The organism is Chitinophaga sp. Cy-1792 (genome assembly GCF_011752935.1).
Classification (GTDB): Bacteria; Bacteroidota; Bacteroidia; order Chitinophagales; family Chitinophagaceae; genus Chitinophaga.
This window is the reverse complement of the sequence record NZ_VWWO01000001.1, coordinates 2,826,969-2,849,485: the sequence shown is the minus strand read 5'-3', so window position 1 is coordinate 2,849,485 and position 22,517 is coordinate 2,826,969. Positions and strand designations below refer to the sequence as shown.

Genomic DNA, 22,517 nt, shown 5'->3' with positions numbered 1-22,517 from the left:
ATTTTAATCATTCTAGAATTTGGCATTCAATCCGAAGCTGAAAGACTTCATTAATGGATACCCCATAGAAAAGCGTTCCGGCTCCAGGTGCAGATCTCCCAGTTTATCTATTGTAAAGAGGTTATTACCAATTACAAAAACTCTCACGGTATTCATTTTTCTCAGGAAGCCCGATTTAGGGAAAGTATAGCCCAATTCCACGCTTCTGAGTTTAACGAAATTGCCATTACGCAACCAGAAATCAGCATTAACACTATTGTTCAGGTTAAGTGTGGTAGATAAACGCGGAGCAGTGGCAGTAGTCGCTGTTTCAGGTGTCCATGCATTGGTGGAGAACCTGGTGATGTTATTATTATTTTCAAAAGGATGTGTATAATCATAGGCAACATCCAGCAGATTGATGGTTCTGTTAAACACTCCCTGAACAAATGCATCGAAGTCGAAGCCTTTGTACTTAAAGCCCAGATTGAGTCCTGTGGTAAATTCAGGAATGGCAGAATATCCGGTAGGTACAAAATCATATGCATTGATAACACCGTTTCCATCCTGGTCTTTAAACTTCAGGTCGCCCGGGCGTGCCACTGTATATGAAGATTGGGCAACACCAGCCTTCAGGTTACCATTGGCATCAAAGTCGGACTGCTGATAGAAACCATCTGTTTTAAGCGCGCGTGTCTGGTTGATACGATAACCTTTGTTATAGAGGTAATCAGCTGGCATGGCATCCTGTTGCATTTCAAGGATTTTATTACGGGCAAAGGCTACACTACCACCAACATAATACTGGAAATCTCCCACCTTATCATTATAGTTCAATGCCAGTTCAAAGCCTTTGTTTTCTACTTTACCTGTGTTCAGCTTTTGAATGCCGAAACCGGTGAAATATGGTACGGAAGCAGAATTATCCAGTATACCTGTTCTGTTTTCCTTGAAAACGTCTGCTGTCAGGCTAAGTCTTTTCAGGAGCTTCAGGTCTATCCCAAAGTTGAAAGCTGCTTTGGATTCCCAGGTGAAGTCCTTGTTAGGATAAGATCCTTCCAGTCGGCCACCCTGGCTGGTTCCGGTATTGGCGCCGGTATACCATCCGCCACCGGATATGGCCCATTTCTCATAGAGGAAACGGTAATTTTCATTGATGTTACCTGTTTTACCGTAAGTAGCACGGAGTTTCAGGAAGTCAATGATCTTGCTGTTGCTCAGGAATTTTTCGTTGGAAACGATCCATCCTGCACCGATTGCCGGGAAGAAGCCATACTGTTTGCCTGGCTGGAAATCCGCGGCACCACTGTAGCTTGCGGAGAGGTCGAGGATATATGTTTTTTTGAAGTCGTAGGTAGCGTAACCAAACAGGCCCTGGGTACGAATAGGGTAAACCAGGCCATCGTGGGTATATTCTTCTCTGCGTGCCTGTACTGCGCCCGTGATGCCATGATCACCAAACTGGCGGTCATAGTTCAGTCCGGCCTGGATGGTATTATGTATCCAGTGTGCGTTACCGCCATCGCTGATACTCTGGCTGATAGCTCCTAAAACGTTATAGGTATAATTGCCTTTTGCATCAAGGATAGGCTGGTCGTTACCATCTTTCAGCAGCTCCGAAGATTTCACGGTGAAGATCTTCTGATAGGTACCAACATATTGGTTGTTGAACGACACCATACCGTTGAGTGATAACCCTTTCACCAGCTGGTCCAGTCTTTCCGTCATAGACACTGCTGTTTGCAGGGTTCTGGCGTGTGCGTCATAAATACCGTTCTGCTGCAGGAGCTGTACCGGGTTGAAATTATATACGCTGCTGTTTCCCCAGGTGTTATCCGGGTTTTTCACGTTAAAAGCGGAGGCCGGAATTCTGGCCAGGTTATTAAATACCGTGGAAGCCGTAAAGCCGTTTGGCGTGATCCTGTCTTCTGTGATACCGCTGAGGTTCACGGCAACAGAGAGGTTTTTGGTCAGCTGCAGGTCTACGTTGGCACGGAGGTTAATACGTTTGTATTTCGCATTGGTACCAAAATCCGGGTCGATGGCATCTGCATTTTTATAGATACCGGAGAAATCGAGGTACCCCATCTGCACGTAATACCTGGCGCGCTCGCTTCCGCCCCTGAATGTCAGGTTGTAATCCTGCAGAACAGAAGTACTTTTTAGTACCTGATCGTACCAGTTTACGTTCGGGTGCGCCGGATCATTGGCGGCCTTGTATAAGTCCGGATTTGCGTATTTTACCGGTAATCCGTCGTTGGTGAGCGCCTGGTTGTATAAACGCGTATAGTCGTATGCGTTAGCCACCTGTGGTAATTGTAACGGACTAAGTACACTGTACCTGCCGTTGGCAGTGATCTGTATTTTAGAACTAACATTCCCTCTTTTGGTGCGTACGCTGATCACACCGTTTCCTCCCTGATTACCGTAGATCGCATTGGCGGCGGCATCTTTGAGCACGGTTACCGTTTCTACTTCATAGGCACTGAGCGGGCTGAGTGCGCTCAGGTCTACCGGAAACCCATCGAGGTAGATGTTGAGTTTACCGGCAACGTTCCAGCTGCTGAGTCCACGGATATATAAGCCGGGGTTATCATAGCCCGGTTCGCCGGAACCGGTGACTACGGTGAGTCCCGGGATACGGCCCTGTAAGGCGTTCAGCAGGTTGGCCACAGAAGTATGCGCCAGATCATCACCAGTAATGGTATAGGTGGCAGCGGTGGTACGCCATTCCTTTTCGCTGCGTAATCCCAGGTCGATTACTCTTTCAGTTGCAGGTTTAAGTGTAATACTGGTATCGGATGTATTTTTCGTTTGTGCCTGTGCGTTAGTGATACCACCCAGCAGCAGTGTCAAACCAAAAATGCTTATATATTCTCTTTTCATTTTAAGCTTGGATTAAGGTTGATATTAGATTACCAGCCAGGGTTCTGACCATTCCAGGATTTACCATCGCCGAGATAGTTTTTACTTACTTCCGCATTAGGGAAAGGAACATAGTAATACTTTGTCGGGAAGTAACGTTGCTGGAAGGTTACTTTTTTCCAGGCGCGGTTAAACTTACCACCACCGGTTGGTACAGCCTGTGTAGCGATACCATGTACCAGGAGATTACCGGCAACATGTGCTTCCATCCAGCGGTTAAGATCGCTGTAACGCTGACCTTCATAAGCCAGTTCCACGGCACGTTCGTTATGTATGGCGGTACGGAATTCATCCTGTGATGCCGGGTGCTTATCCAGTATGCCTGCACGCTTTCTGATTTCATTCAGGTAAAAGTCAGACTCACCATTGACACCCTGGTATTCGTTCAGTGCTTCTGCATAGTTCAGGTAAAATTCTCCCAGGCGGAAGATGATCCAGGCAAAGTGCTTGTTATCATTACCTTGTCCGGTGGCGAGGTGCTCCACGAATTTGTAGGTTTCGAAGGCATAGCCATCGGGGCCGCTATCGCTGGACGACAGCGAACCTGCGGTAATGCTGCCGTCGGTGCTGGCCAGGTAATAGTTGAGGATACCTGATTTACCACTGTTATAGTTCATGCCATCGTAGGCAATCGTCTGGTAGAAACGTGGGTCCAGGTTGGCGTTTTTGATGAAGGTTGTCAGGTCTGTCCCGGTTTCAGGGAAAGCGAATTTTCCACCATCCCTGGTTTCATACTTCTCCATAAACTCTACAGGTACATTATTCTTCACTCCCCATGATTGCAGGAGGAGTTTGGAAGACATATACTGGTCCCATTCGAAGCCACCATTGGAGGCATTGGCCTGGTTAAAGGTATTTACCAGGATCAGCTCCTGGTTGGCATACTTACTATACATAAGCTGGTAGTTACCATACGTATCGTAGGTATTACCGGTAGAAACAGGATTGCTGGCAGGACCATACATAAGGGAACAACCTGCTGCAGTGGCTGCATCTATCACCGCTTTATTGGCTTTGGCCGCGAGGTTCCATCTTTCCTTATCATAGGAAGGATAGCATAAAACAGAATCGCGTGCATCGTTGAACCTTGCCTGGCTGATGACACCCGTCATGGAAGCCGGTGTATTATATATAGGACTTGCGGCATACAGCAGCACCCTGGCTTTCAGGGCCAGTGCGGCTACGCTGGTAACCTTACCAAAATCAACAGAGGCACGGGTTGCAGGCAACACTGCCGCTGCTTCATCACACCATTTTACGATACTGTCTACGGTAGATTTTAAAGAACTGCGGTGTACGTACATATTATCTGCACTCAGCACCTGCCCTACAATCGGGATACCACCATATAAACGAAACAGTTCATAATGCTGCATAGCGCGGCAAAATACAGCCTGTGCCCTTATATCTTTTTTCCAGTCGTCGCTGGCATCAGTTACCATGGCTATGTTGCGGTATACGAGATTGGCCTGGCGGATACCTTTGTAGTGATTGCCAAAGCTGGGGTCCACGGTATTTGTTGTACTCATGTTACCTACATTGTAAGGCCCTGCATTGATAGTACCGCAAGCCCAGTCGTAACCTGGATGCAGGATATAAAGCTGATCTGTAACTGCCTCCGGACGCGAGTTTCCGGGGTCGTTTGCCGGGAAACCACTTTTGATACACAATTGGTACATTTCCGCAATCGCGTACTGTGCCTGGTTCATGGTATGGAAGATGGTATCTACTGTTACCGTTCCACCTTTTGGCATCTCCAGAAAATCTCTCTTACAACTATTTAATGAAATGCCGGCAGCAACAACAGACAATGCTGCCATCAGGGTATATATTCTTTTCATCCTTATCTGCTTAACTAATTAGAAATTGACGTTTAAACCCATATTGTAGGTGCGTGTAAGCGGATACCCAACATAGTTGAGGTTTTCCGGATCACCCCAGATCGGTTTAGGGCACCAGGTAATCAGGTTATTGCCATTTGCATAGATGCGGGCGGAGCTGATACCAATACGTTTGAGCAATGACGCTTTCACGGTATAACCGATCTCCATATTTTTCAGACGGGTATACGCCGTATTGATCATGAAGAAAGTGTTATTCTTTGCAGCCATGTTATAGCCTGCAATAGGGAAATCAATTTTTTCTCCATTTTTATAACGCTCTTCCGTGAAACGGTTCAGGTCCACATCAAATAAAGCTTCCTGTTTGTTGAAGTGCGGACTGGTGGAGTACATGGCATTTCTTGCGGTACCACTCACGCCCTGGATCAGTGCAGAGAAGTCGAAACCTGCATAGCTGAAGCCGAAAGAGAAACCATAGGAAATAGTAGGAATATTCGTTGCACCTGATCTTACAAAATCTTTCTGGTCAATCACACCATCTTCGTTGTAATCTATCAGGCGTACTTCACCAGGTTGCAGCATAGCACCGCCATAGCCCAGGTCTTTCTGGTATACGACATTTCCTGAAGCGTTGGTATAACTCTTACCCATCTTATTTTTAGCAGCCACCGGTTTGGTGAGGATAGGATTACCACTGCCATCTACTTCGTAGAGCTCAGACCAGGAAGTATAGAGACCGCTGGATTGTAACCAGAGTCCCTGATTGATCGGGCGGCCGGTAGCAGCCTGGTATTCGAGTCCTGGCGTAATGGCTTCATCCTGGAACAGGATTTCATTTTTATTATTGGAGATATTACCTTTTACCCAGAAGTCAACTTTACCTACTCTGTCGTTGTAGCCTACTTCGAGTTCATTACCCCAGTTCCTTACGGAGCCGATGTTGTAAGGAGGCAGTGTTGCCGCCATAACAGCAGGTACGGTTCCTTTGTAAGAGAGGATGTTGATTCGTTTTTCGTTGAAGTGGTCAAAGGTAACGGTGATTTTATCTTTCCAGAGTCTTGCTTCAAAACCAATGTTTCCTTTGGTAGAAGTTTCCCAGGTTACGTTCGGGTTGCCGAGCGCGCTTTCGATAGCCCCCATCACGTAGTTACGGTCAGTTTGTGTACCATAGAAATAGCCATCATAAATCTGGCTGGAGCTATAGTTCCAGGCGTCTGGCAGGTAGAGGTACCTTGCTTCTATCGTGGTGCCTGGGATGGTGATTTTATCGTTACCTACTTTACCGAGGGAACCACGGAATTTCAGGTAGGTCAGCAGATCATTTTTAGGGAAGAAATTTTCATTGCTGGCTACCCAGCCTGCTGAAACTGCCGGCAGGAAGCCATAGCGCTGTCCTTTAGGGAAGTTTTCAGATCCGTTATAACCCATGTTGAATTCTGCCAGGTATTTACCGGCATAGCCATAGGTCACCCTTCCTGCCATGCCTACATAAGCGTGCGGCAGGTCTGGTACGAGTTTAGGATTAAAGAACTTCTCTGTATTACCCAGTAAAAGGCCCGTTACTGCATGTTTTCCAAAGTCGCGGGCATAGTTGATACTGAACTCTGTATAAATCTTACGGTTTTTCTCATTATACCAGTCAGCCCATCTTTCATTTGGTTTGATGTCATTGACCAGGTAGATAATAGGATTGAGTTTATCGCCATTAGGGTTAGGCCTGAAATTATACAGTAAAGGGTATGATTTACCACCTGTTCTGCTGGAGAAGTAGCTATCATAGGCACCACGTGCATTTACAGATAATCCTGGCGTAATGAAATCCAGTTTGTAACTGAGTTTCAAAGAAGAGTTAAGTGTACTGTTGTTTGTAAGGTTGTAGTTATTGGAGTTGGCGATCGCGTAGAGCGGATTTGTCTGGTCGTTGGTAGTTTGGGTATAAGGGATGAGGAATTTACCATCTTTATAACCAGGGGAGCTGAGGGGAGATGCCCACAATATCCTTTTTTCCCAGATGTACTGGTCGTTATCCATACCGGTCAGCTGAATATACTGCGTACCGAGATCGAGGGAAATCTTGAAGTCTTTGTTTACATCAAAGTCGAAGTTACCTCGGAGGTTATACCTGTTTTTCTTAAACTGCATTTCATCGGAGAAAGGCATGAAGCTGGTATTGAAAAGGCCGCCCTGGTTGAGGTATCCGAAAGACAGGAAGTATTTCACTGCATTCGTTCCCCCGGTAACGTTAGCATTCACCTGTTTCTGTGGTGCCGTCTTTCTGAAGATCTGATCTTTCCAGTTTACATCAGGGTGGAAATATGGATCATAGTAAGGGTTTGGCTTGCCATCGATTGCAGGAGTATGTGCATTCTGATAGTATTTGATGTCTTCAGGAGAGAAGTAGAGTCCGCCGCTTGTAGTCCAGTTGGCATCGCGGTCTTTCACGAACTGGCTCCAGTCCGTATAGCCTTTACCGTATTGCACCCAATAGTTTTCGAATGTCTGTTCATTCTTCAGGGTAGCATACTGGTAGGAGTTGACGAAGTTGGGCATTTTATTGAACTCTGAGTAGGCTGTTTGTGCCGAGGCGCTGATACGCGGTGTACCGGTTTTACCACGTTTGGTGGTAATGAGGATCACACCGTTTGCACCACGCACCCCGTATACTGCCGTAGCAGAAGCATCTTTCAGGATACTCAGTGTTTCTATTTCATTCGGGTCGATATCATTATAGGAATCTCTGGCCACACCATCTACCATCACCAGTGGTGCGGTATTACCGGTGTAGGTTCCTACGCCGCGTACATATAAGGTACTGGCATCTGCACCAGGCTTGCCACTCGTTTGTATGGCGGTAAGGCCCGATAAGCGGCCGGCGAGCGCATTACTGATATTTGCTACCGGCGACTGCACCAGCTCTTTGGAAGAGATAGTGGAGATAGCTGCCGTAACAGATTCTTTTTTCTGCTGACCATAACCTACCACCACCACATCAGTAAGCGAAGTGGACGCCTGCTGCAGTATGATGCTGAAGTTATTGCTGGCGGCCATACTCAGGGACTGTCTGTTATAGCCTATAAATGTTACGATGAGAGAATCCGCATTACCATTGGCGTTGAAGGTAAAATTCCCTTTCGCATCGGTGGTAGCACCGGAAGGAGAATTTTTAACTTTAACCGTAACACCTTGTAGGGGATAATTCTTTTCATCTTTAACGCTACCGCTGATGACTCTTGATTGTGCCGATACCTGCATCGCGGTAGAACTCAATAGCAATAGGGATAGCAGGCACTGTAATTTCTTAGCTTGTGGCATACAGTATACGCTGTTAATTTTGGTTGACATTAAATAAAATAATAGATAGCTGGGACCATGTATTTTCCGGACTAACCTGCTTCCTAAGAAGAGTTAATGCAAAATACCGGCGCGTGGAATAAACGATAAACGCTTACGGGAGGTAAGAGAATCACCATTGCACAACGTGGATTGATTTTGGTAAATAGTAAATAATAAATAATAGCTCCTATACGGAGATTATATCAGCTTGTTATATTGGGTGATTCTCAGGCTACGAATGTATTGCCGGTATTTGAAAATTTCTAATTATTAGCCCTCCAGTATTATTTCTGAAATTTTTAATCTAATTTTCCACCGCTGGATAATTTCCAGAAAACGATTTACATCACCCAGTAATTCTGTAACTGACTTACTTTAAACACGTTATGCAATTAAAAACGGGTAAGGATGAAATCGTGTATCTATTAACGAACGTCCTGGAAAAATTCGAAAGCACTACCGGACAAAAGATTGTTCGCAACTCCAACAGGAAAAATTACGAAGCCATTGCCATTCTACTGAGCGACATCAGTAACCAGTTTCCCTTAAATCAGGCGGCATGGCAGCATCAGTTTTATGAGCCTGATTACAATCCAAAACAATTAACTTATCCTTCCCGTAAATATGATATTACGGGCAACCAGATCAAAGATGCCTGTTATAATCAGATTGTAGCAAAACCAAGGGCTTTTTTGGTAGATGCCTGTTATATATATTTATATGGGGTAGGAAGAAAAGGATTTGAACAACATCCCACAGACCCTTTATTACTTGCGACTGCCCCGGCAACGCCGGTGTCCAATGCCGCTGAAGTGCTTCCAAATCCTCCGGAAATCACTTCCCTGGCAGACAACCAATTTCCAGAAATTTCGCAACCAGTTTTAAATGAATTAGTTACACCTGCTACCCACACACTAACGCCCACCACCCAACGTAGCTGGCAACGTTACGTCATGCCGGCATTACTATGCCTGTTCATCTTTTCAACAGGCATACTGAGCTACCAGTACCTGAGCTTGTATACCAGGTGGACGACTATACGAAAAGATTTCAACCTGATACCTTATCAGCCTACTGCTGCTGAAATCAGCCAGGTAGAAGGATTATGGCAATGTTATACGGGATCACCGCAGGCAAGGGTATCACAACCAGACCGCTATCACCTGGTAGTGCCCAATATTATAGAAGTAAAGTACAAAGACGGGTACTTTACCTACAAACGTTATGGCGCCAATTTTAACCATAGCGGATATATCCAGTTTGAAGGCCCCGGAGTAATTTCCATACATACCTGCCTGATCAATTATGATGGTAAATTATCTTCTCCAAGGCATAGCCTGATGCAGCTACAGGGCGAAAACAGCCGCCAGGATGCTATTTCAGCCTCCTGGAATTTTGACGCCGGGAATAACAATAAGATCATAGGTATCAGGGAAGTATATACGAAAATCGGGAAAGGTGGCAGCGTGCAGGAAATTCTCAACTCAGTGGAAACCGCTGCCTGTCATTGTAAAATTATCAGCTGGCAACAGCAAGACGGCCAAACCTCCACCTATTACCTTAAAAACGTAAGACTGGAAAGCCTGCCCGATTCCACACTCCATAATCTGCTGGATGAGAAGAGTATGATTTCGGCGTACCCGCAGGACAGCCTGATACAAACCAGGCCGCTCCCACTGGTGGGCAACGGCTTAGAATGGAAATCCTGACATTGCGATGGCATTACAGCAGATATACTGATATTTAAGATAACAGAACAGTCATAAAATTCTTGTAAGGAAGATGATCAGCGGCAATAATTTATGTCGCAATTGTACTATCTTGTTATCAGGATACAACAGGTCCGATAAAGTGCATTCCTAACATTAAAAGATGTACGTAGAAATCAGGTAGCAGATTACAACGCAAAATATGAAGTAAAAAACAGGGCTTGAAAAGGGCCTTGAATGAAAAGCCTCCCATAAAAGATGGGAGGCATAGTTTCCAGTTTTGCTTATGAGAATAGAAATATTAAACAAAATAATCTTAATCCTGCTTAAATGCAAGTCATCATCCCAGATATGATATAATATTCTTCAAGAAATTACAGAAACAACCCAAGTAGCGGGGAATTAAGCACCTATACATTTGGGAGATAACCAACTTAAACACCTGTCTTACTTATCAAGACCCTGCTAATGTACGCGGATATTGCGTTAGCGGATTTAATCCCTGTTGAATTTATTATCTTGCCGGTATGAATATTCCATTAACGACGACCCGACTCTCATTGGCCGCATTAACTGTTGGTGACGCTGCATTTATTCTCGAACTGGTGAACACCGAAGGTTGGAAAAAATTTATCGGGGAACGCCATGTATACAATCTGGAGGATGCCATCGGGTATATCACGAAGATTACCGGCAATCCGGATATTCAGTATAAGGTAGTAAGAACTATTGAGAATTCCATGCCTGTTGGCATAATTACCTATATAAAGCGTACTTATTTGCCTCATCCGGACATTGGCTTTGCCTTTTTACCTATGGGAACCGGCCAGGGATACGCTTTTGAAGCTGCCAGTGCTTTCCTTGACCTGTTAAAGGCGCAATCGGTGCCAGTCGTTTATGCTACCACATTTCCAGATAACATCAGATCCATGCAATTGTTGGGGAAATTGGGATTTTCTTTTTCTACCGTGCTGCACCGCGAAGATGCCACCGTTAATTTATTTGAACTGCAACTGGGCTAACCGCCGCCCCTGCGGACAGCGGTAGCCATATAAATATTATAATGCCGGTGTAATCACCACCTTCCTGAACTCTATAGGACCATGATCTCCCTGGAAGTAGATCGGGCCCGCCTCTCCTTCAGCACTATCCAGCGCTCCACCGGTAATACCCGGAATCTCCTGGTTGCTGATCACGGTTTTGCCATTCACCACCACGGTTACCATACGGCCAATCAGGGTGATATCATAGCTCTGCCATTTATCAGGGCCCAACGCCTCAATATCGCTAGGGGCCAGGAACCCGTAGATACCACTGAATAATACAGATGACGGATGTGCCCCTTTAGGACTGTCCTCTATCTGTGTTTCATAACGGCCGCGGAGATATACGCCACTGTTACTTCCTTTCTGGTAGCGGAATTCTACATGCAGCTTGAAGTCATTGAATTTCTTTTCAGAGATCAGGTTTACACCGGAATGCGGACTGGTGAGAATACCGTCTTTCACAATCCATTGGTTATTGGCTCCCATTGGCTTCCAGCCGGTAAGGTCCTTGCCATTGAAGAGATTCTCCGGCTTACCCCATTTAGGCGCCGTTTCCCTTCTCAGCATAGGCGCACGTACTCCCTTGTAGGAATAAGTTTTCCCTTCACTGGTAGTCACAGTACCGGTAATGGTTTCGCCAGACACCATGCCTTCTATCACAAAATCCTGGTTGCCACCTTCCCATTGCGGCGGAATAGTGAAACTGAATTTTCCTTTATCAAAATTTACTTTCGACACCGGGCGGGCACTACCGGAAGTACCTACAAAATATCCTACCAGGGTACGGGTACCAGATAGCTTTACTTCCAGCCAGCTGGGAAGCACCTTCCCATTTTCATCTACGGAAATATCCCAACGACCAATCAGCTCATGCCCATTTACATCTTCTGCAACGGCATTCATTTTATCAGCCTTTACTACTGCACCGGCTGTGCCAATCTGGCCCAGCATCAGCATACAGCTTAATCCTGCCAGGTAAATTTTTCTTTGCATATGCTTAGTTTTTTGCATGTTCACTTAGTGATCAAACAAGATAATACTTATTTCTATCTATTACAATGCATTGATTTTTACTTTCTCACCGGAAATTATACCTTTACAGCAAACGATTGCATAAACTAACAGCATGAAAGAAAGCGCGATATTCCAGTTCAACACAGATATTCCATGGGAAGCCACTGCACCGGGTTTGCAGCGACAGATATTCGGTTACGACGACCGTGTCATGCTGGTAAAAGTAAAATTTGAAAAAGGAGCGGTAGGCACCATGCACCAGCACCCACATACGCAGGTGACCTATGTAGAAAGCGGTGCTTTTGAATTCACCATCGGCGCTGAAACTAAAATTATCCGTGCCGGCGACGGATGCTATATGCCTTCCAATGTAATGCACGGCTGTACCTGCCTCGAAGCTGGTGTACTGATAGATACGTTTAGCCCTCACCGTGAGGATTTTCTGAAATAGTATTTGTAAGATTTTAGGTAGATAGATTATTTTTGCGGCATGAAAAATTTCCTGCCGCTTACCCTCCTTTTGCTGTTCATTACAGCAACTTCCCATGCTCAGTCACTATACTCAAAGGCTTATGGTAATCCTTCCCATTCACCTGTTATTTTCCTGCATGGTGGCCCAGGTAACAGCAGTGTATTTTTTCAGGCTAACGCCGCTCAGGCGCTGGCAGAGAAAGGTTTCTATGTAATCGTCTACGATCGCCGCGGAGAAGGCCGCTCCGCCAACCCGCAGGCGAAAATGAACTTCCGGGAATACCTCGCCGACATCGACAGCATCTACCAGCAGTACCACCTCAAAAAGGCCACTCTCATCGGCTTCAGCTTCGGTGGACTCATCACCGCGAAATACACGGCAGCACATCCGGAAAAAGTGAGCCGGGTAATACTTGTCAGCGCACTCGTTGACCAGCAGGCAACCTATAATACCATATTTAACAGGTGCTCCGATATCTACCTGAAAAAGAAAGATACTGCTGCCCTCGCCGATCTGAAAAAAGTGCAGCAACTGGATTACAACACACTGGAATACCGCACCCGGATTTTCCAGCATGCTTCCAACAATAAATTCTTTACCGTACCGGAGCCCAATGAAATGGCACGTGCAATTCGCGCCAGGAACGATACCAGCAACCTGATTAAATCCTACGTAAAGAATACTTCGGCGGTTGCTACTTTCTTCGCGAATGACAGTCTGCATAACTTCAGCAGCCTTCCTATCCTTTCCAGCATTGTAAAAACCGGAATTCCTGTTTACGCCATCTACGGTGATCATGACATGATCTTCTCTCCCGGCCAGTTACAACAGCTGAAAAAAGTAATTGGAAGCGGACACCTTACCATGGTTAGCAATGCCTCCCATACTGTATTTGATGATAATCAGCCTGAATTTCTGGCGGCTGCGCAGGGGTATTTAAAATAAATCAGTGCCTGACCAGTTTGGCCAGCGATGCATAGGTGGCATCATAGTCATCATAGCGCTGGCCATTTACAAAGAAGGTAGGGGTACCATTGACGCCGCTACGGAGTCCGCCAGTAAAGTCTTTCTCTACCGTGCCCATCGTATCCTGACTTTGCCAGTCACGCTCAAACCTGGGCATATCCAGCTGTAATTCCTCTGCAAAGCGTAACAGGGTCTGGACGCTCAGTGCGGCCTGGTTTTCAAAAATGAGATCGTGCATTTCCCAGAATTTATCCTGGTGGGTAGCTGCTTCGGCGGCCAGGGCCGACATCATTGCAGCCGGGTGGATCTCCTGCAGGGGGAAATTGCGGAACACGAACAATATCTGGTCTCCATGGTGCTGCAATAATTTTTTCACCAGCGGGTAAGCCTCTCCACAGCTGGGGCATTGATAATCTCCATATTCTACCAGTACTATACTGGCGTTCGGGTTACCTGTTGTATGATCATGTGGCGTTACTGCTGCTTTCAGGTGGGCCATAGGTTATTTTTTACCGTTATTTAATTTATCCAGTGCATCGAGGATACCGTCTGCACCCGGGTTGATACCATCCGGAGATAGGTAACTCCATTGAATGATACCGTTGCCATCGATCACAAAAAGGGCCCGGTGGGCTTCTCCTTCTTTGTCATCATAAATACCATAAGCCTTTGCCACGGCACCTTTGGGTTCAAAGTCGGCCAGCAGCGGAAAGTGCAGGTGCCTGTTCTCCGAAAAGGCCATGTGGCACCATTTACTGTCTACCGAAATACCGAGCAGCTCAGCTCCAGCCTCATGGAATATCTTTAACGTTTCATTATATAATGCCAGCTGATCGGAGCATACCGGGCTCCAGTCTGCCGGATAAAATGCAATAATCAGGGATTTCCCTTTGAAATCCGCGAGCTTCAAACGCTGATCCGGCGTGGAATACAGCTCAAAATCCGGGGCTTTTGTTCCTGGTGCTAAAATCATAAATAATCAGTTCATTTATTACCTGTTAACAGTCCTGTTTCGGTTTTGTTCTTGTGGCCGGCCGTAATGCAGTGTTTCCTTTTTCTGTGGTTTTTTAGTAATCTTGAGTTCAAATAAAATGTATCAATGAAGCGGATACTTCAACGGTTTACCGTTCTCTCTATTATTACCATACTGCCCTTTGCTCATTTACTGGCGCAGAAACAATACCTGTTGCTGGGTACCTATACCAACAGCGGCAAGAGTAAAGGTATTTACGTATATCAGTTTAATTCCGCTACCGGAGCAGCTTCGGAAGTGAGCAATGTGGTTACCGGCAATCCCTCGTTTGTAACGGTGTCGCCGGACAATAAAAAGGTATATGCTGTTAATGAAGATAATGGACCGGGAAGTGTTTCCTCCTTTTCTTTTGATAAATCCAGCGGCAAACTGACGCTGATCAATAAAGTACCTTCTCGGGGAGAAGCCCCTTGTTACGTATCTGCCAGCAAAAACGGCAAATTCATTGCGGTCGCCAATTACAGCTCCGGCAATTACCTGGTATACCCCGTAGATGCCAATGGTAAAATCGGCACGCCCGTAGAAAACAGGCAGGACGTAGGTACCGGCCCTAATAAGGACAGACAGGAAAAAGCGCACGCACATGCGGCCTACTTCTCTCCTGACGGCAAATATTTATTTGCCAATGATCTTGGTACAGATAAAGTGATGGCCTACAACTTCAATGACGCCACCGGTAAACTGAGTCCTGTTGCACCGCCTTTCGTCACTGTTAAAGCGGGTAGCGGGCCACGTCATATGGTTTTTGATGCAGCAGCAAAATATGCCTACCTGATGACAGAAATGGGCGGCGAGGTAATCGTCTATAAATATAATAATGGCACTTTTAAAGAGCTGCAAACGATTTCCAGCCATCCGGCAGATTTTAAAGGTACCATTGGCTCTGCCGATATTCACCTCTCTCCTGATGGTAATTTCCTGTATGCCTCCAACCGCGGCGATGCCAACTCTATCGCAATCTTCAGTCGAGATAAAAATACCGGCCTCCTGAAATTATTAAAGGTGGAGCCTACCAAAGGCATTATGCCACGTAACTTCAACTTCGACCCAAGTGGTAACTTCCTGCTGGTAGCACATCAGCAGAGTAACGATGTAGTGATATTCAGGGTAGATAAGAAAACGGGGATGTTAACGGATACGGGCAAACGAATTGAAGTAGGTAGCCCGGTTTGTGTAACGTGGATTAAGTAAGGAGCTTAATGAATTTTGCAATTTTTTTCGGTTTTTGAGCATGCCTTCGGCATGCTCAAAAACCGAAAAGAGGCCCCAGCCTTCGGCTGGGGCCTCTTTTCGGTGGGTATACCATTATTTAATATTACTTAGTTCATTTTCCAGCCTGGAAATCCTGGACTTATAGAGTTCGATCCGGCTTTTCAGGCGATTGGTTCTCATTTCTTTCAGGGTAGCTTCTGAATGTGCTACTTTGGTTTGGGCACTGGCGCGTAAGGCCGCAATCCGTTCTTTTCTTTTGTCTTTCAGACTGGCAATTTCTTTTTCCAGCTTAGCTTTATCGGCCTCGGCAGCGGTACGGATCTTAGCCCGGTCGGCCGCTATCTGTTCATCAATAGCCTCCACCTGCTCATCTGAGAATTTTTCATATTCGTAATCCACGTCTGTGCGGGTAACGCTGCCACCCAGACTTTTAACATAGGAGTCAACGAACACTTCGTTATCCTCATCCACCTCAGCGATAAGGGCGGTATAACCTGGCTGCAGCTCTCCGGCTATTTTATTGCTGAATTCCTGTGTAAAGCTATAGTAGTTACTTTCCCAGATGGCCCCGCTGATGGTACCCACCAGCATCCCCGCCAGGATACCCACCGGACCGGCAAAAGCGCCAATCAGGGTACCAAGCGCCATGCCGGACAAGGCACGCACGCCTTCGGTGGTGCTGTCTGTTTCCAGCAGGGAGGTTTCTCCGTTTGCATTCTTTTTTACCAGCGCACTCTCATAGATGGTAATATCTCCGATAGACTCCAGCTGGGTAAATCTTTTCAGTGCGGCAACTGCCTGGGATTCCTGTGGAAAAGTGGCGATGATAATATTTGTCATTGGGAAATTTTTAGTGTGAGACGTGTATTATCATCAACAAGGCAGCAGTGAAATTGTTGAGCGGGGTACTATAAACGAAAAAGGACGACCCGGGGTGGCCGCCCTAATTCTATTTCAACACACAAATTATTTGGCAAATATAACCGTTTTAAGAATATCTCCTTTCCTGCTGATAGCTTGTACCTGCACATTTTCCGGAAGTATGGAAAAAGTAAGGAATCCTTGTATATGTTCAAAGAAATCGTACTTACCACGAGGCTGTAATGCTTCACTGGCTTCAGATCCGGCGCCCGAAATAAAATGGTGGGTGTATCTGTCTTTGGGATGATAGTACTGTAAATGATGTTCGTGGCCACTTATATACATGTCAACTTTATACTTTTCAAGTAGTGGTTCCAGGGAATAACGGATATTGGGGGTTTCCAGTGCCCTGTTGCCGGCAGTATAACATGGGTGGTGCCCGATAACGATTTTCCAGCGGATATTACTGCTGGTATCTGCCAGGGTTTTCTCCAGCCAGCGCTTCTGGGCAGTGCTATCCTGTGCACGCAGTTCATCGCCGTAAGAAGAGGTATAAGCCTCAGGATCAAGGGTATTGGTATCAATGAATACGAACAGTGCTTCCTGGTTACCGCTGATCTTACGTTTGATGGAATAGTACCTGGCTGGCATATGCCAGCGCTGACTTACCTTGGAATAATCTACTTCCGCCTGTGCATTGCCGTGATAGTCGTGGTTGCCCAACACCGCATACCAGGGGCGGTGCAGCGGGTACTGATAGAAGACATCCTCGAAAGAAAGGCGCCAGAGCGGATCCTGGGTGCTGGCCACGCCATCAGGGTAGATATTATCGCCGGTAGCGATGATAAACTCAGCTCCATTGCCGGTAACGGCTTCCGCCAGGGTGGCTGCCACATCTTTCTGGAAGTATTCCCCTCCCCTGCCGAAATCGCCGATAACGGCGAATTCGAAGGCACCTTCCCGGCTGATCTGGCCGGGAATAAAGCCGCCTCTATAGCCTTTGTCGTATTCCTTGTAGTACTTTTTCGTTTGTGCGGAGGCGTTAAGGGCGGTGGCGCAAAGAAGTAATAAAAATAATTTCTTCATATATAGATAATTGTTTACTAGCATGCGCCTACGGCGCTGTTTTTTCTCGCAAAGCAGCATAAGCAGCAGAGCAGCAAAGGCTTATGTTTTGTCCGTTAAAGTTTGCAGATAAACTAAACAACAAAATACTGGTCTTTGCTGCTCTGCTGCTTATGCTGCTTTGCGAGCCCAATTTAAGTGCCGAAGGCACCTATGAAATCATATTATTTGTAACCTTCGTTCTGGGTCAGGTTACCATTAAGGGTAATCTCTGTTGCCGGGATCGGGTAGATACGTTTTCTAATATCCGCATCTGTTTTGAAGCCCCACTGTCCTTCGTATTTACCGAAGCGGATCATGTCATTCCTGCGCCATGCTTCCCAGGCCATCTCACGGGCTCTTTCTTCCAGCAGTTCATCTAAGTTAATACCGCTTACCAGTGTGGTTTTTGCACGGGTACGGATTTTATTTACCAGTACATCCGCAGTTTGCAGTTCGCCGGCAACGGTAGTGGCAGCGGCGCCACGAAGAATAGCTTCGGCCTTCATCAGCATAACATCTGCCAGACGAAATACCGGTACATCATTATTGGAATTCCTGGTACTCGGGTTGGTATTCTTATCAGGATAATATTTTATACTTCTTACCCCTCTTGCCTTACCCAGTTCATCGTTACCAACATCCATGGTTTCCACCTTTTTCAACGGCATCTCCGGGCTGAATTCCAGCTGCCATTTGATGGTAGTAGCGCCGTCGCTGCCGGTATAGGTATCGTCCAGCCCCTTTTTGGTGGTACTGATCAGGATAGGCGTTCCGTCGAAGTTATATTGCTTACCCGCCAGCCAGGTAGCATTTCTTACATCTCCCGGCAGATTAAACTTCTGGTAGAAAGAAGCAATGGTACTCATCGCAATACTCGGACGGAAAGGCAGCTGATATTTTGCCTGCAAACCTGTGTGCAGCCCGAAACGGCCAAACTGGTTACCCTCGATAACATTGGCATCGTAAGGGATGGCGAAGATGGTTTCTGTAATCTGCGGACCATTGTCAGGCGCAAAGATGCTGACATAATCGCTGGTCAGGGAAAACTTATTGGAAGCCAGGATACTGTCGCCCATGGCTACAGACTCCGTATACATATTTTTACCGATATATACCTGTGCGTTGAGGTACATCTTTTGCAGGATAGCGAAGGCCAGCCATTTTGTAGGACGGCTATACGTAATCTGGCCGGTAGTACTGCTCAGTATCGGCAGCACGGCTTTCAGCTCAGATTCAATAAAAGCGAAGATCTCCGCACGGTTCGACTGCTTCGGCAGTTCCGTTGTTTTGAATTTTGTAATCAGCGGGATGTTGGCGTACAGGTCCATCATAAAATAATAGTACAGTGCGCGCATTGCCCTGATATCCGCTAAGGCGCCAGGTTTGCTGTCGCTCTCCGGCGCAGCCTGAAACAGCTCATAGATACGGTTGCAGGCATTGATACCTCCGAAACCCCACTGCCATACGCTGCGTACGGTAGGGTGGTCCTGCGTATAGGTGTGCAGGTGAAGGAAGCGGTATTGGCCACCATCATCGTAGTTACCATCGCGGGCAGGTATAATGGCTTCATCTGTAGAAAGCTCCTGCAAACGCCAGTAATCAATGGCAAAGGATGTTGCCAGCTGAGAATAGATAGGACCCGAAGCTGCAATAAACCCTTCCGGCGTGGTAGGGAAATTATCCTTCACATATTCCGATTCCACTTTTACGTCCAGTTTGGTACATGCTGTTGTCAGCGCTAATCCGCACAAGGCGCTATATAAAAATATCTTCTTCATAAATTATCATATTATACTTTTAGAATGAAGCATTCAGACCCACCAGGAATGAACGTGTCTTTGGATAAAAGTTATTATTGTCAATACCCGGTGTAAGTCCGCCCATATTGATTTCCGGGTCAATACCACGATAATTGGTGATCACAAAAAGATTGTTACCGGAAACGTATACACGTAATCTCTTGATATATGGATTATGCATCGGTACATTATATCCCAGGGTAGCATTATCCAGACGCAGGTAACTGCCACTTTCGATATACCTGTCGCTCAAGAGGTAAGCCCTGTCATCTTTTGCTGATTCGGTAAGAGAGAATTTAGGCAGATTGGTTTGTGTAGAACCATATGGTACGTTGAGGTTAGCCAGCGTAGCGTTCAGGATCTTATTACCGTAAACGCCTCTCAGGAAGAAGTTCAGGTCAAAGTTTCCATAGGTGAAGGTATTGCTCCAACCATATAACAGCTTAGGCTGTGCATTACCAGTTTGTACCAGGTAGGTGCTGTTGTACTCATGCGAAAGGGTACCATCAGGTTTATAGAACTGAGACAATCCGTCCTTATCTTTTCCTGCGAAACGCATCGTATAGAATGTGCCCAGCGGCATACCTTCCAGCAGTCGCTGAGAGTAGTTGCCCGACTGCCCGCGACCGCCCAGGTCAGCAGTTTCAATATATTTTACTTTGAAGATATCATTGGACAGGGAAACGATTTCGTTCTTGTTATGCGCGATGTTGGCGCTGGTAATCCAGGTAAATTTACCACTACGTACAGGCGTTGCGTTTATCTGCAGCTCTATACCTTTGTTCGACATCTTTCCAACATTTGCCAGCATAGTTGGCACCACACTGATGGAAGGTACGTTGTAAGAGTAGATCAGGTCAGAGGTAATTTTGTTGTATACGTCTAAAGAGAAGCCCAGTCTGCCTTTCAGTATAGTCATATCAATACCGGCATTGGTCATGGCAGTGCTTTCCCACTTCAGGTTAGGGTTATCATTCTGCACCGGTGCAATACTGCTGAGGATCTGGCCATTATAGTAGAATTTACCGGAGAGGTCGTAACGAAGCGTAGCAATCAGCGGGTCGAAGCCCAGTGAGTTACCGGTAACGCCATAGCCTATACGCAGTTTCATATCATCCAGCCATCCTGCACCAGCCATGAAGGATTCCTTACTGATTTTCCAGGCACCGGAAACTGCCGGGAATAAGGCCCAGCGGTTGTTTATGCCAAAAGCCGAAGAACCATCTTCACGTAAGGAAACCTGTAACAGGTATTTATCTTTATAACCATAATTAGCACGGCCATAGAAGGAAATAAAGCGAAGTGTAGAGATCCTGGTGGTGCCATAATTAGGTACATAGCCATTCAGGGCACTGCCGAAGCTCAGGTTATCACCTTTGGTAGCGTCGGAAACGAAGTTCTGGTTGGAGGTCTGGAAACCGTCACCTTTGCGGTCTTCCTGCCAGGAATAACCTGCCAGTAACTTCAGGTCGTGGTCGCCGAATTTAGCGCCATAGTTGAAGTAGGTCTCGAGTAACTTACGTGTATTCGTAAAGGCACTGCGGATGGCGCGGCCATTCAGGCCTTGTGCCAGCCCGGAAGCACGGCCATTATAGATATCCCTGTTAATCTGTTCGTCCTGCAGGGAGAGGTTTACCGTATAGGTCAGGCCTTCCAGCAGTTTGAGTTCAGCGCGGGCGTTACCCAGCATGGTTTTGGTTTTCGTACGATCGCTGTTGTTAACGATCAGTGATACCGGGTTGAGATAATCCCTGGTACGGGTCCAGTCTTCCTTAAAGGTACCATCTGCATTTTTTATGTTAGAGGTAGGGAGATAGGTCAGCATATTCAGAAATACCAGATCAGGGATGCGGTCCTGGGTGGAGATGCTGTTACTGATGCCCAGGTTGAGTTTCAGGCGATCGTCGAAAGCACGTTGTTCCAGGTTCGCACGAACGTTGAGGCGTTCCATGTCTGAGCCTTTCATGATACCATTGTTTTGCAGGTAGTTAACGCTACCATCAAACACTGTTTTTTCGTTACCACCGCCAAAAGAGATATTGTGGTTATGGGAGAATCCCTGACGGGTTACTTCCTTCTGCCAGTTGGTATTGGCGTTGTTCTCATCGCTTGGAGCAAGTGTATTGCTGTTAGCTTTGAGAAAGTTACGCAGTTCATCCGCAGATAACATCTGTATACTGTTACTAACATTTTCTACTGCTGCATAACCATTATAGCTTACCCAGCTTTGTCCGGGTTTGGCATGGCGGGTGGTGATCATGATAACACCGTTGGCTGCACGGGCGCCATAGATAGCAGTAGAAGCCGCATCTTTCAATACGTCCATGGATACGATATCGGCAGGAGAAATCAATTGAATAGAAGCGCCTGGCACGCCATCAATAACATAGAAAGGTTGCTGTGCCTCACCGCTACGAAAAGTGGAAGGGCCTCGGAGGATCACGCTGGGCGTAGCATTCGGATCACCGCTACGGGTGATGTTCAGTCCGGGTACCTTTCCTTGCAGCAGCTGTTCCGGAGAGTTGAATACACCCGTGTTGAAACTTTCGCTGCCAACATGTGATACGGCGCCGGTAAGGTCACCTTTGGTAGTTTGGCCGTAACCTACTACCACCACGCTGTTGAGCATACTGGTATTGGCATCCAGGCTAACGTTAATGCTTGTACGTCCGTTAAGTCCGATACGTTGTGTTTTATAACCGATGAAGCTCAGTATAAGTGTGTCCGTTGCAGGATCTGCCTGAATACTGAAGTTTCCTTTTGCACCGGTAATAGCGCCGGCATTGCTGCCTTTTACAACGATATTGACGCCAGGAAGCGGTGTAGCAGAGCTTTTCTCCATAACAATACCGGAAACTGCTACGGTGGCTTTTTCTTTACGGATAATAATCACACCTTCATTGATGGCATACTGGTAGCCGGTGCCTTTGAGCAGACTACGCAGCACCTGTTCAACAGGTTGATTGCTGATATCGAGTGCAGCTACTTTCACGCGTTCCAGTGCTGCCGCTTCGTATACAATGTCAATTCCGGCTTCTTTACGCAGCTGCTGTAATGCCTGTGTAAGGGAACCTTCCTTCACATGTAACTGCTGTATCAGCGTATGCTGTTGCTGTGCGCTGGCATTTTCTGCGAAACACACCAGCATAAGGGCATAGAGGGCCCTGGTACAAATTTGCTTTGTACCGGCTTTCTTTAAATTTGAAATCATATCAGGCCA

The 22,517-nt window shown here is 46.4% G+C and carries 15 protein-coding genes; 5 read left to right on the top strand and 10 right to left on the bottom strand.

Translation table 11 applies throughout. The annotated features are described in order from the left end of the window. Positions 1 to 12: 12 nt before the first annotated feature. The 3 genes from F3J22_RS11650 to F3J22_RS11640 are packed head-to-tail and all read right to left on the bottom strand — an operon-like array spanning position 13 to position 8,057. Positions 13 to 2,865 (bottom strand): SusC/RagA family TonB-linked outer membrane protein, encoded by a 2,853-nt coding sequence (locus tag F3J22_RS11650; RefSeq protein WP_167017280.1) that lies wholly within the window; start codon positions 2,863 to 2,865, stop codon positions 13 to 15. A 29-nt stretch (positions 2,866 to 2,894) separates the two neighbouring features. Then, positions 2,895 to 4,745 carry a RagB/SusD family nutrient uptake outer membrane protein gene (locus F3J22_RS11645; RefSeq protein WP_167017278.1) on the bottom strand — a complete coding sequence of 617 codons (1,851 nt, stop codon included), beginning with the start codon at positions 4,743 to 4,745 and terminating at the stop codon, positions 2,895 to 2,897. A gap of 18 nt (positions 4,746 to 4,763) precedes the next feature. Then, positions 4,764 to 8,057, bottom strand: a complete 3,294-nt coding sequence (locus tag F3J22_RS11640; protein ID WP_240155037.1) for a TonB-dependent receptor — start codon at positions 8,055 to 8,057, stop codon at positions 4,764 to 4,766. Between the two features lie 407 nt (positions 8,058 to 8,464). Here F3J22_RS11640 and F3J22_RS11635 point away from each other — a divergent pair, with 407 nt between their 5' ends. Together F3J22_RS11635 and F3J22_RS11630 are read left to right on the top strand one after the other, a co-directional pair. Beyond that, positions 8,465 to 9,787, top strand: coding sequence for a hypothetical protein (locus F3J22_RS11635; protein WP_205195187.1), 1,323 nt, complete (start codon positions 8,465 to 8,467; stop codon positions 9,785 to 9,787). Positions 9,788 to 10,314: 527 nt separating this feature from the next. After that, positions 10,315 to 10,809: a GNAT family N-acetyltransferase gene (locus F3J22_RS11630; protein WP_167017274.1), complete on the top strand. Its 495-nt coding sequence runs from the start codon at positions 10,315 to 10,317 to the stop codon at positions 10,807 to 10,809. A 36-nt stretch (positions 10,810 to 10,845) separates the two neighbouring features. Here the strand turns inward: F3J22_RS11630 and F3J22_RS11625 are convergent, their stop codons facing one another. Then, positions 10,846 to 11,826, bottom strand: coding sequence for a DUF1080 domain-containing protein (locus F3J22_RS11625; protein ID WP_167017272.1), 981 nt, complete (start codon positions 11,824 to 11,826; stop codon positions 10,846 to 10,848). Between the two features lie 133 nt (positions 11,827 to 11,959). On the opposite strand from F3J22_RS11625, the gene F3J22_RS11620 reads away from it, so the two are divergent. Together F3J22_RS11620 and F3J22_RS11615 are read left to right on the top strand one after the other, a co-directional pair. Further along, positions 11,960 to 12,298 (top strand): cupin domain-containing protein, encoded by a 339-nt coding sequence (locus tag F3J22_RS11620; protein ID WP_167017270.1) that lies wholly within the window; start codon positions 11,960 to 11,962, stop codon positions 12,296 to 12,298. Positions 12,299 to 12,337: 39 nt separating this feature from the next. Further along, positions 12,338 to 13,264 carry an alpha/beta fold hydrolase gene (locus tag F3J22_RS11615; protein WP_167017268.1) on the top strand — a complete coding sequence of 309 codons (927 nt, stop codon included), beginning with the start codon at positions 12,338 to 12,340 and terminating at the stop codon, positions 13,262 to 13,264. Position 13,265: 1 nt separating this feature from the next. On the opposite strand, the gene F3J22_RS11610 is transcribed toward F3J22_RS11615, so the two are convergent. Together F3J22_RS11610 and F3J22_RS11605 are read right to left on the bottom strand one after the other, a co-directional pair. Further along, positions 13,266 to 13,784 carry a thioredoxin domain-containing protein gene (locus tag F3J22_RS11610; RefSeq protein ID WP_167017266.1) on the bottom strand — a complete coding sequence of 173 codons (519 nt, stop codon included), beginning with the start codon at positions 13,782 to 13,784 and terminating at the stop codon, positions 13,266 to 13,268. Positions 13,785 to 13,787: 3 nt separating this feature from the next. After that, complete coding sequence (locus F3J22_RS11605; protein WP_205195185.1) at positions 13,788 to 14,258, bottom strand: redoxin domain-containing protein; 471 nt, start codon at positions 14,256 to 14,258, stop codon at positions 13,788 to 13,790. Positions 14,259 to 14,384: 126 nt separating this feature from the next. Here F3J22_RS11605 and F3J22_RS11600 point away from each other — a divergent pair, with 126 nt between their 5' ends. Further along, complete coding sequence (locus F3J22_RS11600) at positions 14,385 to 15,509, top strand: lactonase family protein (protein ID WP_167017264.1); 1,125 nt, start codon at positions 14,385 to 14,387, stop codon at positions 15,507 to 15,509. A 114-nt stretch (positions 15,510 to 15,623) separates the two neighbouring features. Here F3J22_RS11600 and F3J22_RS11595 read toward each other — a convergent pair whose 3' ends face one another. The 4 genes from F3J22_RS11595 to F3J22_RS11580 all read right to left on the bottom strand — a co-directional run bounded on the left by F3J22_RS11595 (position 15,624) and on the right by F3J22_RS11580 (position 22,508). Next, entirely contained in the window at positions 15,624 to 16,370 is a 747-nt protein-coding gene (locus F3J22_RS11595) for a DUF1269 domain-containing protein (RefSeq protein ID WP_167017262.1), read from the bottom strand. 126 nt (positions 16,371 to 16,496) lie between these two features. Continuing rightward, positions 16,497 to 17,477 (bottom strand): metallophosphoesterase, encoded by a 981-nt coding sequence (locus tag F3J22_RS11590; RefSeq protein ID WP_167017259.1) that lies wholly within the window; start codon positions 17,475 to 17,477, stop codon positions 16,497 to 16,499. A gap of 203 nt (positions 17,478 to 17,680) precedes the next feature. After that, positions 17,681 to 19,276, bottom strand: a complete 1,596-nt coding sequence (locus tag F3J22_RS11585) for a RagB/SusD family nutrient uptake outer membrane protein (protein WP_167017257.1) — start codon at positions 19,274 to 19,276, stop codon at positions 17,681 to 17,683. Positions 19,277 to 19,295: 19 nt separating this feature from the next. After that, positions 19,296 to 22,508: a SusC/RagA family TonB-linked outer membrane protein gene (locus tag F3J22_RS11580; RefSeq protein ID WP_167017255.1), complete on the bottom strand. Its 3,213-nt coding sequence runs from the start codon at positions 22,506 to 22,508 to the stop codon at positions 19,296 to 19,298. Between the last annotated feature and the right edge of the window lie 9 nt (positions 22,509 to 22,517).